Below are 14,165 nucleotides of genomic sequence, written 5' to 3' on the forward strand. Positions count from 1 at the left end.
CCCGGACGTTGAGCATCGTTACGACGGACGCCCGTCGGCGCCGCACTTGATGATCGGACGGATGCAGTCACGCACCCGCCGGTCCATCTCCGCCACCGGCCAGGCGTTGAAGAAGTCGCCGTGCATCGTGAACCCGCCGCCCGACGCCAGCCGGAAGTGCGACGGATCGCCGCTCACCGGATAGCGGATCACCTGGCGCAGCTTCGGCACGGGCACGGGATGCGTGCTCGGGCACGCGCCCGCCACCGGGTAGGCCATGTGACTCTTGTGGTCGGCGGAGTCCAGGTCCCGCCCGTTCCAGCACTGCGGGAAGTCCAGGTACGACTCCAGCATCGTCCCCGACGGGCAGTTCACGAAGTCCTTCGACGCGCCCACGTGCCCGGCGTGCAGGCACGACCACCGGGAGATCGTGGAGTCGTCAGGCGCGGTCGCCTTGGCGTTGCCCGCCACGATCCGCAGACCGAGCGGCAGCGACTGGGTCCTGGCGATGATGTCGTCACGCACCCCTTCGCCCAGGTAGTAGAAGGTGACGATGGCCGGCTCCACCGCGGCGCCGTCCCGGTAGAGGGTCGGCACCCAGTACGAGGATTTGTCGACGGCCGGGTTGCAGTTGGTGGCGCCGAGCTGGAGGTCGGCCAGCTTCGTGTGCGCGTTCGTGACGCGGCTGCCGAAGAAGCTGTGCATGTGGGAGGCGCCCGGCAGCCCGGGGAAGACGATCGGGTCGTCGGGCAGGCGGTGGCTGAACGGGCAGTCGGCGAGGAACTCGGCCACCCGTACGACCTGGGCGTCAGCCGGGCGCGGAGCGACGGCGAACATGCCGAGCAGCACGGATAAGAGCGCGAGCAGTCGTGAGGCGAACATGGCGGCTCCCTTCGTGATCATTGGTAGACCCGTACGTAGTCGACGAGCATCCGGGCCGGGAACGGCGTGGCCGCATTGGGCGGCCCCGGCCAGTCACCGCCGACCGCGAGGTTGAGGATGAGATAGAACGGGTGGTCGAAGATCCAGGGGCCGCGCGTCTGCTCCACCTGGTCCTTGCTGATCGTGAACACCGTCCGGCCGTCCAGCGTGTAGACGATGCCCTTGCTGTCCCAGTTCGCGGCCCAGACGTGGAAGTCGTCGGAATAGTCGGCCCCGCTGGGCAGCGTGTAGGGCGCGCCGACACCGCCGCCGCCGTTGTACGCGGGCGCGTGGACGGTCGAGTAGGACGTCTTCACGTCCTTGCCGAGGACCTCCATGATGTCGACCTCGCCGTTGTACGGCCACGGCCGCCCGGTCAGGAAATCGGCTCCCATCATCCAGAACGCCGGCCAGAACCCGTTCCCCTTGGGCACCCTGATCCTGGCCTCGACCCGGCCGTAGGTGAAGTGGAACTTCGTGCCGGTGTTCATCCTGGCCGAGGTGTACTGGCAGGTGCCGCTGCCGGTCAGCGGATCCGTCGGGCACGCGCTGCCCGGCGTGGCCTGCTTGCGCGCCTCCATGACCAGGTTCCCCTGGCCGTCCATGGAGGCGTTGTCGTGGTTGGTGTAGTACTCCAGCTCGTTGTTCGGCCCGGTGCCCGGGTCGGCCCGCCACTTGGCGGCGTCGGGCTTGGTGCCGCTCGCGCCGTTGAACTCATCGCTCCACACCAGGGCCGGCGGGTTGGCCGGGTCCTTCGGCGGGGCGGGCGGGTCGGTGGGATTGCCGCCGGTGCCGTACACCTGGAACTCCCACAGGCTGTAGCCGTAGGCGGTGGCTCGCTGGGTGCCGTACATCCGGACGTACCGGCCGGATCCGCTGACGTTGAGCGTCTGCTTGAACCCGGCGCTGCTGGTCGTGCTGTAGATCGTCGTCCAGCTGGCGGCGTCGCCGGAGACCTGGAGCTGGTACGACCTGGCATGGGCCGGATCCCACTGCAGCACGACCTTGCTGATCTGCGCGGTCGCGCCCAGGTCCACGTAGATCCAGCCCGGGTCCACCCAGCCGGTGGTGGAGCTGGTCGCCCACCTGCTGGCAGGGTCGAGGTCGAACGCCCTGGCCGGGGTGCACTCCCAGCAGTTGGCGTCGTGCTGCGAGGTGGAGGCGACGCCGGGCTTGTTGTACGACAGCAGCCGCTCGCCGCCCGTCCCGCCGCCGGTGCCGTAGACCTTGAACTCCCAGAGGCTGTAGCCGTACTGGGTGGCGCGCTGGGTGCCGAGGACGCGGACGTACCGGCCGCTGCCGGAGACGTTCAGCGTCTGGTCGCCGCCGGTGCCGGTGGTCGTGGAGTGGAGATTCGTCCAGGACGCGCCGTCGGTGGACGCCTGGACCTGGAAGGCGGTGGCGTACGCGGCCTCCCAGGTGAGCTGCACCTGGGAGATGGACGCGGTGGCGCCGAGGTCCACCTGGATCCATTGCGGGTCGGAGAAGGCGCTGGACCAGCGGGTGCCCGCGTTGCCGTCCACGGCCGCCGAGGCGGGGAAGGCGGCGGCGCTTTCCGTGGAGGCGGCGGTGGCGGGCTTGCCCTGGGACAGCAGGGAGGCGGCGGAGGCGGGCGGCACCGCCAGGAGTGACAGGGTGAGCATGAGGGCGAGGAGTGTCCCCAGGCGGCGGACGCCTGGGCTGAGGGGTGGACTCACGACGTCTCCGTCAGTGTAAGGGGAGAGGGGTTCGGGGGAGCGCTCCCTGAGATGGAGACTGCTCGCGTCGGTAACCCCTGTCAAGGTCCTGGTTAACCCTGTGGAAACCATCCTGACATCAAAGAGAGCGCTCTCTCAGCAACTCCCTGGAGTTCTTCCATAGACCTGAACAGCAACGATGCCCAACCCATCGCCACCTCCACCCATATCCGGCCAGGCACCGGAGAAACACCGGATCCGGCCACCTTCTTGACGCCCGCCTGCCCCGCACCGCACCCTCATGAGGGAGCGCTCTCTCACCACCCCCACCCCTTCGTGAAGGACCCCGCAGCGCCGTGAACCGACCCACCCTCGAAGCCGTCGCCGCCCGCGCCGGCGTCTCCAAGTCCAGCGTCTCCCGCGTGATCAACGGCGCGTCGACCGTCGCCCCCTCCATCCGCGACGTCGTGCTGAGAGCCGTCAGGGAGCTCGGCTACGTTCCGCATGCCGCCGCGCGCAACCTCGCCACCCGCCGCACGAACGCGGTCGCCCTCGTCGTCTCCGACCCGCCCAAGGGCCTGGTCTCCGACGATCCGATGTTCTCGGCCGTGGTCCGCCAGGCCAGCAGGAAGCTGGAGGCCGCCGGCAAGCAGGTGGTGCTCATGCTGGCCGGCTCGGACGACGGCCGCGCCAGAGTGGCCCGGTACGTCGCCGCCGGTCACGTGGACGGCGTCATGCTCGTCTCCATGCACGGCGCCGACTCCCTGCCCGCCGCCCTGGCCCGCAAGGGCATCCCGATCGCCTCGCTGGGCCGGATGAACCCGGCCGTCCCGTACGTGGACAACGACAACCTCGGCGGCGCCGGCCTCGCCGTACGCCATCTCCTTCAACGAGGCAGACGCCGCGTCGCCACCATCACGGGCCCGCTCGACATGATCGCCTCCCAGGAACGCCTCACCGGCTACACCGCCGTCATGCGCGAAACCGGCCACCGCTCGATCGTGGCGCTCGGCGACTTCACCCGGATCTCCGGCGCCGACGCCATGCGCCAGCTCCTCCAGGACGACCCCGGGCTCGACGCCGTCTTCGCCGCCAACGACCTCATGGCCATCGGCGCCCTGCGCACCCTGCGCGAGTCGGGCCGCCGCGTGCCGGAGGACGTGGCGGTCGTCGGCTTCGACGACATCGAGGCCGCCCTCTACACCACCCCGGCCCTGACCACCGTCCACAGCCCGATGGCCGACTGGGCCACCGCCACGGTGGACCTCCTGCTCGGCCTGTTCGACGGCGACCCGGACACCCCCGTACTCCTCCCCGCCGACCTCGTCGTACGGGAATCGTCGTAAAGCGCCCCCGGCCGCTCCAATAAGATCATCCGCATCATCGCCTTACTCCGGGCCTCCGTCGCCCGCTACCGCTTCGGGCGTCCGGCCGCCGTCGCCGTCGCGCTCTACCTGACCGCCGCCGTCGCCGCCGCCTGGTACGACGGCGGGCGGTGGTTCGCCGTCGTCGCGACGGCGAGATCATGGCAGTGGGACGACGGGGTCCGGCTCCTGCCCGCGGCGATCTGCGCGCTCAACGCGTGGGCGCTGTGGCAGATCCTGCGCGGCCCGGCCGCGCCGCGCGCCGGGGCGCTGCCGCGCGACGTGGTGTGGCTGCGGCGCCTGCTCTACGCGAACGTGGCCGGCGACCTGCTGCTCTGGGACCTCCTCGACGCTCTGTCCGGCGTCGCGGAGTACGCCGCGCGATGGGCCGTGTGGACCGCCACCATGGTCCTGCTGGTGCGGGCCCTCGCCGGGGTGCCGGCCCGGTTCCGGATCATCGCCATCGGGCTCGGCCTGGCCGGGGTCCTGGCCGCGGCGCTGCGGCCGTTCGCCGGGTCCCCGCTGCTGACGACGTTGTTCCTGCTGGGGCTGGCGACCGTCGCTTGCAAGGCGATGATCATCGCTGGGCAGCGGCGCGACGAGCGGTTCAGCGCCGTCACGGTCGCCATCGGCTGGACCGCACTCCTCGTCCCGCAGATCTACGCTCTGCTCCAGGTCGGACGGCTGACGTTCGACGGCCTGTCACTAGCCATGGCGCTCGACGCGCTGGTCGTCGTGTGGGCGGCGCGCACCGCGCACGAGCTCGCCGCCGCGCCCGGCCCGGCCGTCGCGCCGCCCGGCATCGGGCGGACGCCGCGGCTGCTCGCCGCCGCCGTCGTGCTCGTGCTGCCGATGGCCGTCGTCGGCGCCGAGGGGGACGCCCGGCTCACCTACACGGCCGCGGACGAGGGCTGCCGCGACCGGCTCCGGCCCGCGACCGGCCTCGGGCCCGGCCTCGGGCCCGCTGAGCGGCGGCGGTCGTTCCTCTGCCTGGCCAGGGGTGAGACCTTCGCCGCGGACTCGATGTTCCCCGAGGACCTGGCCGACCAGCGCGTCCTCGCCTACGGCGCGCAGCTGTGCGCGCTGCCCGGCGAGCAGGAACGGCACGCGCTGCACAAGCGGGCGGGCGGCACGGGGGACACCATCGAGCTGACCGCGGCCCTGGAGTACCTGTGCCCCGGCATCGTCGCCCGGCAGAACGCCGACGCCGACCGCCGTCAGGCCGAGCGTGACCTGCAGGAGGCCACGTGGAAGGCCGAGGCGAACGCCCGGTGCGCCGACCCGTGGCCCAAGGTGCGGGCCAGGCGACAGGGCACGGCCGCGTACATGCTGTCCGAAGGGGGTGGCTACGCCGTCTTCGACGACCGCGACGACAGCGGAGGCGATCCCGGGGACATCTACGGGGACGGCGATGACGTCGCCGACATCTTCGACGCCGTCGAGGACGGGTTCATCGACGCCGCGGGCAGCAGCGCCGCCATCGTGACCTACGGGGAGAACGCGCCGATGTGCCTGACCGTCAAGGCCTTCGACCGCGCCCCGCCGCTCCGGCTCACCGGCTGGGACCAGGTGGTCGAGGTGGGCATCGCCAGCCGCAGCGGCCACCTGGGCGTGCCGGCGTACCCCAAGGGCGGCGACGGCGGGGCGACCGGGCCACTGCCCGACCTGGCCATCGCCGGTCCAGGCCACTACCGCCTGCGCGTCCACGCCCGCACGCTGCCATCGGACGAGAACGACCCCGACGCGCCGCTGGAGGAGCACCTCATCATCGTCTATCCCGGCCGCTCGACGGAGAAGGTCGTCTACCGCCCACGCGGCTGACCTCTCGAAGCGCACGTTCAGGCTCGGCGTGCACGCACTGTCATGATGATGTCCTTGTTGCCCAGGCACTCGCGACCCACATCGCAGTGCGGGAGCCGGGGGGAGAGACAGCGCGTGGTGGCACGACATCCGACGGTGCCGGCTCAAAACCTCCTGCGGGCACTGGCATGGACGTGCGCCGCCCTCATCACGATCACCGCGATCGCCCCGCTGGTGCTTCACTGGCTGACCAATCCCGACGATCAGCGACTGGTGGATCTGGCGGTCTACCGCGAGGGCGGGCAGAGCTTCCTGCCGGGTCGTGCGATCTACGACTACCTCACCCCCGCCCCGCAGTTGCTGCCGTTCACCTATCCGCCCATCGCCGCACTGCTGGCCGCCTCGCTCGCCGCGCTGCCCTGGCTGGTAGCGCAATGGGTCTGGACAAGGTGTGCTTCTCGTAAGCCTGACCACTGCCGGGGCCATCGCCTTCCGCCCGTTCCTCCGCCGATCCGGGCGCTGGGGGCCCGTGGCACTGGCGGCTGCGCTCATCGCTTCGACGTACCTGATGCCGATGCAGTATCAGGTCCGCTTCGGCCAGGTCGGCATCCTCCTGACCGCGCTGTGCCTGCTGGACCGCACGGTCAAAGCGCCTTGGGTGACCCGCGGCGTGCTGATCCCCTTCATGATGATTCCCGAAGAAACAGCCCGCTTCTGGTTCCACGTCCTGCTGGACAGCGATCGCGTCGGGGCCAACAACGCCACCACCAATCAGTCCCTGCGCGGCATGCTCCTGCGGCTCTATCTGGACAGCGGCGTCACCAGCGTGCTCTGGATGATCCTGGTGGCGGCGGTCGGCGTGATCGGGGTTTCGTACGGCCTATCTGCTCTGGTCCGCGCGGCAGGAGGTCGCGGCGGTCTCCATGGTCGGGCTGCTGACCGCGCTGCTTTCGCCGGTCGGGTGGATCCACCACTTCACCTGGATCATCCTCACCGTCGGGGCGCTGCTGGAATCCGGCATGTCCGTGAAGCGACGTCTGGGCGCGGCGTCGATCTGGCTTGCCTTCACCATCCCCATCCCGTACCTGGGCGTCGCCGTACTGGCTCCGCAGCCCACGGGGGTACCGGCGCTCGTACTCGGAAAGATCCTCCAGGACGGCCGGCCTGGTGATCACCACCTGGTGGTACGTGCGGAGAGCAGCACCCCAATTCGGCCAGCCGGGCCCTGCGGTCCGGGCGCTCCGCACCAATTACCGTTGCGACATACGGAGAGCCTCCAGAACCTCCAGACCACCCAGGACGATGTCGGCGCCAGGGATGGTCATAGTCCGATACATCGCGTGTAGCACATCGGCAAAAGGTTGCTCTTGGAGGGCGTTCAGCATTTTAAGCGCGTCCCGGCCCTTTCCAGATCCCTGTAGACGGAGATAGTCCCGAAGCATCGCCTGGCATCGTGGGAAGGCAAGCTCCCTGCCTCTGCGCAGATCGGCACGGTTGAGCTGAAAGACTTCGATGGTCGCTTGCCCTTTGGAGGTGTTCCAGCGATACGCACCGGTCGACAGAATCAGCCTGAGGTGATCAAAAGGATCGTCCACCGTCGGATCAATGAGCAAGGGCGCTCCGACGCTGTCGACCGGATACAGATCTCGCTTGGCGTTGCTGTTGCAAGATGAGCAGGCCAGCAAATGGTTCATCCAGTCAAAGGTGCGAAACGGCGACAACTTGATGGGCTCAAAGTGGTCAACATCCGTGCCTCGACTGTCGCTACAGTACATGCATCGCTCAATGGATCTCGACATTCGACGCAATGCCACACGAAGCTGATCTTTTTCCACGGGAGCGCCGCGCCAAGCTTGACGAGCAATACTTGGACTAGCATCTACCATCTTGAGCTGTTCCGTTCGGTTCAGCAGCTTAAGCGTCAGGTCGGCATCCAGATTTGTACGGCGGATGCGAATCAAGCTTGTCCCCTTAGACGCGAAGACACCTCATCGACACGAGCCGAAAGCGAGCTCTCAAGCATGTGACTGAGCTTCCGGTAACTTTCGATCTCTGCTTCCGAGGCAGTCCCACTCAAGACTTTGTCTTCAAGGTCACCGAGCTGCCGACGGATATCTTCAGCCCGTGTTGAATACGGGCTGTCGACTCCGAAAAGCTCCGTCAAGATTGCGTCGTCGCCCGAGCCGTACACGACCCGCTCATAGAGATCCCGATCGACTACGTGCGCAGATTTCGACTCATGGGGGCCAGGAAGCGCGATAAGACCATTCGGATCAGCCGTCTGACACACGTACGGGCTGTGCGTAGTCACAATGAACTGCACCAGCGGAAAGTGGCTCGTCAGCCACTCGCCGATTCTTTTCTGCCAGCCGACATGGAGATGGTTCTCGATCTCATCGACGAGGATCACGCCTGGATAGGAAAGCGTCGGCGTGTCTCCTTGATGGGTGATATGCAGACTGCCGTATGCCAGATGCATCTGTCTGATGATGTCGACGACGACAGCCGTGACCGTTCGGTACCCCTCGCTCATCTGCTGAAGTGAGGTCTCCGCGCCATTATCCCGCTGCAACCATAGTCCATCGGAGTCGACGCGAACGACCTTATACCCGTCAGGAAGCATCCCGTCAGCCAACAGCGACAAAACGACATCCAGAAGTTCCGCTGCCCTGGGGCGCCCCTCCAGCTGATACAGATGTTGCTCGATCAGCCAACCGACCCCCTCCGTGAGGGTGACGTCCTCATCGAAGAGAGTACGCAATCCAGCGTACACAGCTGAACGCGATGATTCTCCGCGGCCGAACGCGACAGGCGAGAGTCTACGAAATGGACCGTAGCCCGCAAAGAACCATCCTTCACCCGGACCAAAGCGGAGAGCCCTAGCGCCCTTCCCTCTCCTGTGCGAACCCGCGGACCGCTGCGGAACATAAGGATGACCTTCGTCATCCCATCGCAATTCAAAGACCTGTGCCCCGAAGTCCAATCCACCGTCAAACTTCGAATCTTGAACGACCGTGACGCTGATACGTGCTTGCTCGCCCTCTCGCCTTCCGCTCCAAACATCCCAGCCGCGTATGAAGTAATCTCCGACGATCCCCAGGGCAACCGCCTGGAGGATCGTTGTTTTTCCAGATCCGTTCCGCCCGGCTAGAACCGTCCATCCTGCATAGGATCCATCCGGCCTGTTGAAGTCGAGCGCCACCTCTCGCGGTCCGGAGAATCCACGGATCCCTTGGATGACAAGTTTAGATATATACATATTGATCCCTCTTCCCGCGTCCGCAGGTCATCCACGCACTCTACGGGAATGGAGCCGATGGGCCTCCAAGAGCTACATCTTGGCTTGGATCCAACTTGGCGTCCACAGGAATCAGAGAGTCGAATGGCTCTCGCGGGGCGGGTCCCGACAACGTCGGACCCGCCCCCGCTCTGGTCGTCTTCCCCTGGTGGTCCTGCCGTACCGAACTAGGCGTGCTCAGCCCTTGATGCAGACGAGCTGCCGCAGGTGCGCGACCACCTGCACCAGGTCCGTCTGGGCCGCCATCACGGACTCCAGGTCCTTGTACGCCCCCGGAATCTCGTCCACCACCCCGGAGTCCTTACGGCACTCCACGCCCCGCGTCTGCTCCTCCAGATCCTTGACGGTGAACGTCTTCTTGGCCCGGGTCCGGCTCATCTTCCGCCCCGCCCCGTGCGAGGCCGAGTTGAAGGCCAGGCTGTTGCCCAGGCCCTTGACGATGTAGGTCCCGGTGGCCATCGAGCCCGGGATGATCCCCAGGTCACCGCTGCCCGCCCGGATCGCGCCCTTGCGGGTCACGAGCACGTCCACGCCGTCGTACCGCTCCTCCGCCACATAGTTGTGGTGGCAGGAGATCGGCTGCTCGAACGTGATGTTCGGCAGGTGACGCCGCAGGACGTCGCAGACGAGGCCCATCATCAGCGCCCGGTTGCGCCGCGCGTAGTCCTGCGCCCAGAACAGGTCGCGCCGGTAGGCGTCCATCTCCGGCGTCCTGCCGAGGAACACCGCCAGGTCGCGGTCCACCAGCCCCTGATTGTGCGACAGCCCGCGAGCGACCCCGATGTGGTGCTCGGCCAGCTCCTTGCCGATGTTGCGCGAGCCCGAGTGCAGCACGACCCACACGACGCCCTCGTCGTCGGCGCACACCTCCAGGAAGTGGTTGCCGCCCCCGAGCGTGCCCATCTGCACCTCGGCGCGCTCGCGCCGGGCGTGCACGGCGGGCGCGAGCTCGTCGAAGTCCTTCCAGAACTCCGCCCACCCGGACGTCCGCATCCCGTGCACGTTGCCGGGATTGACGGGCCGCTTGTGGTGGCCGAAGCCCACGGGCACGGCCTGCTCCAGCTTTCCGCGCAGGTAGGCCAGGTTGTCGGGGAGCTGCGAAGACTTGTACGTCGTCTTCACCGCCGTCATCCCGCACCCGATGTCCACGCCGACCGCGGCCGGCGACACGGCGTCCTTCATGGCGATGACCGAGCCCACCGTCGCGCCCTTGCCGTGATGCACGTCGGGCATGACGGCGACACCGTGCACCCACTCCAGGTTCGCCACGTTGCGCAACTGCTGCATCGCCTGCGGATCGACCGTCTCCGGCTCCGCCCACATCCTGAGCGGATGCCTGGTTCCGGTCACCTCGTTGTACGTCATCTCGTATCGCCTCCTCCCGGCGAGTGGCCACATCCCGAACGCGATCTATCAGGCCAGAATTCACGCGCCCCCGGCAACCGATTTAGTGCCGTTCCGCCGCCTGCGAATCCGTCAGTCTCAGCGTGAGCTCGTGCAGCCGCTCCGCCGCCCGGCGGTCGAAGGACGGCAGATCCAGGCCGATCCGCCGGTGCCGCATGAACGCGCTGAGCGGCTCGGCGGGCGGGTCGTCGATGCGCGCGACGATGGGCTCGATCCCCTCCTCGACCGGCATCCCGTACCGCTTGAGCGCCTCGACGTGCGCGGCGGTCGCCTCGTCGTACTCGCCCGCCACGCTGGTCGACACCCCACCCGGATGTATCAGCACATATCGGGTATGCCCGCCGTGTCGCGCGGCGAACGCCACCCCCAGCAGGTCGTTCGCCTTACCGGCCTGGAACTGGGCCCTCATGCCCTCGTACCCGCGCTCCAGCATGAGGTCGCCCCAGTGGATGCGCCCGTCCGGCTGCCCGGGCCCCGACACGTTCACGATCGTCCTGGGCGCGGCCAGCCCGTGGCTGAGCAGGAACCGGCTCAGGTAGTCCAGCGCGAACGTCCCCTCCAGCCCCTCCTCCGTCACGAACCGGTGCGTACGGAAGTACCGCGCGCACAACACCAGCGCGTCCACCACCGGGAACCTGGCGTTGACCTCCTCGATCACCCGCCGGTTCTCCCTGACCAGGCTCAGATCGGCCTGGATGAACGCGGCCCCCGGCGGCGCCTTGGTCGCGTCCCGCCCCACGACGGCGACCGTGTCGCCGCGCTTGAGGTAGGTCCGGGCCAGAGCCCGGCCCATCCCGTCGGTGCCGCCGGTGATCACCAGTGTCCTCATGCGTTGCCCACCGATTCTTCTTCTCGTACGACAGCCGCCGGCGCCCCCGCCTTGCCCGGCAGCAACGGGATGAGCGCCAGGACGATCAGGTTGGAGGCGACGGCGATCCAGAAGACGCCACGCAGGCCGCTCATCGCACTCGCCGAGGTCTGCACGACCAGCGTCACCAGGGCGACGCCGAGCGCCGCGCCGAGCTGGTTGAGCATGTAGAGCACCGAGCTGCCCTGCGCCACCATGGGCCCGGGCAGCGTACGGTACAGCGAGCCCATCGTCGGGGCGCTGAAACAACCGCTGCCCAGCCCGAACGTGAGCGCCGCCAGCGCCGGCCACACCTCCGGCGTGTCTGGGCCGATCCGCGTGAGGGCCAGCACGCTCAGCACGGCCACCACCGCCCCGCCCGCGGCCAGGCCGCGCGCGCCGAGCCGGTCCGAGAGCCGCCCGGCCAGCGGCATAGCGATGGAGCCGCCCACCCCGAGCGGGGCCATGAGCAGCCCGGCGGCCAGCACGCCGTGCCCGTGCGCCTGCTGGTAGTACAGGGGCAGCGCGAACAGGCCGGCGAACAGCCCCATCCCGCCGAGTCCCATGATCGTGACGCTCGCGCTGAAGCTCCTGCTGCGGAAGAGCCCCAGGTCGATCAGCGGTGGCGACGAGGCGCGACGGCCGCGCAGCGCGTGCACGGCGTACCCGATCAGCAGTGCCGCGCCCAGCCCCAGCGGCAGCAGCACCTGCCACGCCGCGAACGCGCCCTGCTCGGCCGTCTGCGACAGCGCCAGCACGACGGCCGCGAACCCGGGCCCGAGCAGCGCCAGCCCCACCACGTCCAGCCGCGACGAGCTCCGCCCGGCGGTCTCCCCGGCAGGCTCGTCGCCGGGGATCACCCGCACGGCCAGCACCAGCGCCACGACGCCCACGACCACGCTGATCAGGAACATCGCCCGCCAGGTCAGCGCCCCGAGAATCGCCCCGCCCGCGATCGGCCCGAGCACGGGCCCCAGCGACAGGACCACGCCCATCAGCCCCATCACCCGCCCCGCCCGCCGTGGCCCGGCGGCGCGGGCGAGCAGGATCAGCACGAGCGGGTCGAGCAGCCCCGCCCCCAGCCCCTGCACCACGCGGAACGCGATCAGGCTGCCCACGTCCCAGGCCAGCCCGGCGGCCAGCGAACCGGCCAGGAAGAGCAGCAGCCCCGCCACCCACAGCCGCTTGCCGCCGTACCGGTCGACGGCCCAGGTGGTGAACGGGATGGTGGCCGTCACGGCCAGCAGGAACCCGGTGGACGTCCAGCCGATCGTGCTCAGCGAGGTGCCGAAGGCGGTGGCCAGGGTGCCGGTGGCGACGGCGGCCATGGTGCTGTTGAGGATCCCCAGCAGCCCGCCGAGCAGGACCACGGCGATCAAGCCCAGCAGCCGCCGGTCGAGCCGTTCGTCATCAATTGAACTCATGGGTTCAAAGTAATTGCCAAATCAGTTCGTACGCAACCCGTACGTCCATGAACTTGAACCTGTGAGTACAATCGACGACATGACCACCACGCGCGGACGGATCGACAAGCGGCAGGCGATTCTGCAGGGCGCGTTCACCGTGTTCGCCCGGCAGGGCTACGCGCAGGCCTGCGTGCAGGAGATCGCGGACGAGGCGGGGGTGGCGAAGCCGACGGTGTACAACCACATGACCGACAAGGCCACCCTCTTCCGGCACGCCATCGAGGCCGCCGCGCAGACCAGCCTGGACGAACGGGTCGCCGCCCTGGAGCCGCTCGCGACGCCCGGCGACGACCTGCGCGGCACGCTGGAAGCCGTCGCGTACGCGCTGCTCCGCCTGCACACCGACGGCCGCTCGTGCGCGCTGCGCCGGCTGCTGTACTCGGAGATCAACCACTTCCCCGACATCCTGGACATCGTCCGCGACATGGGACCCGACCGCCTCAATCAGGCCCTGGCCGACCGGCTGGCCCGGCTCGCGCTCGCCGGGCGCCTGCGCACCACGGATCCCGATCTGACGGCCGAGCAGTTCATGGCCCTGATCCTCGGCCCCCTGGAGGCTCGCTCCCAGATGGGCACCCGCCAGCTCGAAGACACGGAGCTGCGGGCGATGGCGGCGGCGGCCGTGGAGACGTTCGTGCGAGCGTGGGCCGCTTCGTAACCAACACGCATGGGTCATTGAGGCCGACAAGACCCCTTGTCGATGGTAGTCAAGGGATATAGTCTGCCGCGTGTGGTGGAACGAGACGACTACGCGGCCATCCGCGATCGGATCATCGGGCTCTCCCATCTCCACGGCCTGCGCTGCGACTGGGCGGAAACGACCAGGCGGCAGCGATTCCTTCTGCTGTGGGACTCCGGGGGCCGGGTCGCGGCCCGCGCGATCGTCCCGCTCTACCCAGGGGAGACGCCGCACCTGGTGGACTCACTCGAACGAGGGCTGGCGCACCTGTTCGGCGACGACTGGCTGAAGGACTGACTGGAGCATTCGATGACCGCAGACCGCGTCGACGTCCACGTCACCATGGCGGGCAGCCTGTGGCTCGCCCAGGTGGACGGCGTGGCCGGCGGCATGTCCGCCCGTACGCTCAAGGAGCTGCACGGGGACGTCGCGGAAGGGCTCCCGTTCCTGTTCCCCGACCGGGCCCAGCCGCCCGCGCCGACCTTCCACTACGCACTGCCGGGCCTGTCGGAGCAGGACCTCGACGACTTCGCCGCCCTCCAGCGCCAGGCCGCCGCGATCGCCGAGGACTACACGCGGACGCTGAAGAAGCGGGTCAAGCACATGAACGAGCTGGGCCTGTCCGACGGGGACATCGGCGAGCTGCTCGGGCTGACCAAGCAGCGCATCCAGCAGATCCGTACGAACGCCAACGACGAGGCCCGCCAGAGCGGCTAACGCTCCGGCGGGCC

The 14,165-nt window shown here is 68.6% G+C and carries 14 protein-coding genes and 1 pseudogene; 6 read left to right on the forward strand and 9 right to left on the reverse strand.

Features of this window, described 5'->3' with window-relative positions:
- Positions 1-18: 18 nt before the first annotated feature.
- Both ABEA43_RS33695 and ABEA43_RS33700 read right to left on the reverse strand, forming a co-directional pair.
- Positions 19-861 carry a DUF1996 domain-containing protein gene (locus ABEA43_RS33695; protein ID WP_345568248.1) on the reverse strand — a complete coding sequence of 281 codons (843 nt, stop codon included), beginning with the start codon at positions 859-861 and terminating at the stop codon, positions 19-21.
- A gap of 17 nt (positions 862-878) precedes the next feature.
- Entirely contained in the window at positions 879-2,597 is a 1,719-nt protein-coding gene (locus ABEA43_RS33700; RefSeq protein ID WP_345568250.1) for a discoidin domain-containing protein, read from the reverse strand.
- A 335-nt stretch (positions 2,598-2,932) separates the two neighbouring features.
- Here ABEA43_RS33700 and ABEA43_RS33705 point away from each other — a divergent pair, with 335 nt between their 5' ends.
- Complete coding sequence (locus tag ABEA43_RS33705; RefSeq protein WP_345568252.1) at positions 2,933-3,922, forward strand: LacI family DNA-binding transcriptional regulator; 990 nt, start codon at positions 2,933-2,935, stop codon at positions 3,920-3,922.
- A gap of 104 nt (positions 3,923-4,026) precedes the next feature.
- On the opposite strand, the gene ABEA43_RS33710 is transcribed toward ABEA43_RS33705, so the two are convergent.
- Positions 4,027-4,155, reverse strand: coding sequence for a hypothetical protein (locus tag ABEA43_RS33710; RefSeq protein ID WP_345568254.1), 129 nt, complete (start codon positions 4,153-4,155; stop codon positions 4,027-4,029).
- Between the two features lie 67 nt (positions 4,156-4,222).
- On the opposite strand from ABEA43_RS33710, the gene ABEA43_RS33715 reads away from it, so the two are divergent.
- Both ABEA43_RS33715 and ABEA43_RS33720 read left to right on the forward strand, forming a co-directional pair.
- On the forward strand, positions 4,223-5,761 hold the full coding sequence (locus ABEA43_RS33715) for a hypothetical protein (protein ID WP_345568256.1): 1,539 nt from the start codon (positions 4,223-4,225) through the stop codon (positions 5,759-5,761).
- A 508-nt stretch (positions 5,762-6,269) separates the two neighbouring features.
- Entirely contained in the window at positions 6,270-6,911 is a 642-nt protein-coding gene (locus ABEA43_RS33720; RefSeq protein WP_345568258.1) for a glycosyltransferase 87 family protein, read from the forward strand.
- 79 nt (positions 6,912-6,990) lie between these two features.
- Here ABEA43_RS33720 and ABEA43_RS33725 read toward each other — a convergent pair whose 3' ends face one another.
- The 6 genes and pseudogenes from ABEA43_RS33725 to ABEA43_RS33750 form a co-directional block, all read right to left on the reverse strand.
- Positions 6,991-7,701 (reverse strand): HNH endonuclease family protein, encoded by a 711-nt coding sequence (locus tag ABEA43_RS33725; RefSeq protein WP_345568260.1) that lies wholly within the window; start codon positions 7,699-7,701, stop codon positions 6,991-6,993.
- Positions 7,698-8,513, reverse strand: a complete 816-nt coding sequence (locus tag ABEA43_RS33730; RefSeq protein ID WP_345568506.1) for an AAA family ATPase — start codon at positions 8,511-8,513, stop codon at positions 7,698-7,700. Before ABEA43_RS33730 ends, ABEA43_RS33725 begins: the two co-directional genes overlap by 4 nt.
- Before the next feature lie 321 nt (positions 8,514-8,834).
- Positions 8,835-8,999 (reverse strand): annotated as a pseudogene (locus ABEA43_RS33735) (AAA family ATPase); the annotation flags it as partial.
- 216 nt (positions 9,000-9,215) lie between these two features.
- Positions 9,216-10,403: an RtcB family protein gene (locus ABEA43_RS33740; protein ID WP_345568263.1), complete on the reverse strand. Its 1,188-nt coding sequence runs from the start codon at positions 10,401-10,403 to the stop codon at positions 9,216-9,218.
- An 82-nt stretch (positions 10,404-10,485) separates the two neighbouring features.
- Positions 10,486-11,271 (reverse strand): SDR family NAD(P)-dependent oxidoreductase, encoded by a 786-nt coding sequence (locus ABEA43_RS33745; protein WP_345568265.1) that lies wholly within the window; start codon positions 11,269-11,271, stop codon positions 10,486-10,488.
- Entirely contained in the window at positions 11,268-12,713 is a 1,446-nt protein-coding gene (locus ABEA43_RS33750) for a DHA2 family efflux MFS transporter permease subunit (protein WP_345568267.1), read from the reverse strand. The genes ABEA43_RS33745 and ABEA43_RS33750 overlap by 4 nt, the downstream gene beginning before the upstream one ends.
- A gap of 79 nt (positions 12,714-12,792) precedes the next feature.
- On the opposite strand from ABEA43_RS33750, the gene ABEA43_RS33755 reads away from it, so the two are divergent.
- The 3 genes from ABEA43_RS33755 to ABEA43_RS33765 all read left to right on the forward strand — a co-directional run bounded on the left by ABEA43_RS33755 (position 12,793) and on the right by ABEA43_RS33765 (position 14,151).
- On the forward strand, positions 12,793-13,413 hold the full coding sequence (locus tag ABEA43_RS33755; protein ID WP_345568269.1) for a TetR/AcrR family transcriptional regulator: 621 nt from the start codon (positions 12,793-12,795) through the stop codon (positions 13,411-13,413).
- Positions 13,414-13,485: 72 nt separating this feature from the next.
- Entirely contained in the window at positions 13,486-13,731 is a 246-nt protein-coding gene (locus ABEA43_RS33760; protein ID WP_345568271.1) for a hypothetical protein, read from the forward strand.
- Positions 13,732-13,743: 12 nt separating this feature from the next.
- Positions 13,744-14,151 (forward strand): hypothetical protein, encoded by a 408-nt coding sequence (locus ABEA43_RS33765; protein WP_345568273.1) that lies wholly within the window; start codon positions 13,744-13,746, stop codon positions 14,149-14,151.
- Positions 14,152-14,165: the final 14 nt, after the last annotated feature.

Origin of the sequence: Nonomuraea rosea (assembly GCF_039539705.1) — a bacterium.
In the GTDB taxonomy this organism is placed as follows: Bacteria; Actinomycetota; Actinomycetes; order Streptosporangiales; family Streptosporangiaceae; genus Nonomuraea; species Nonomuraea rosea.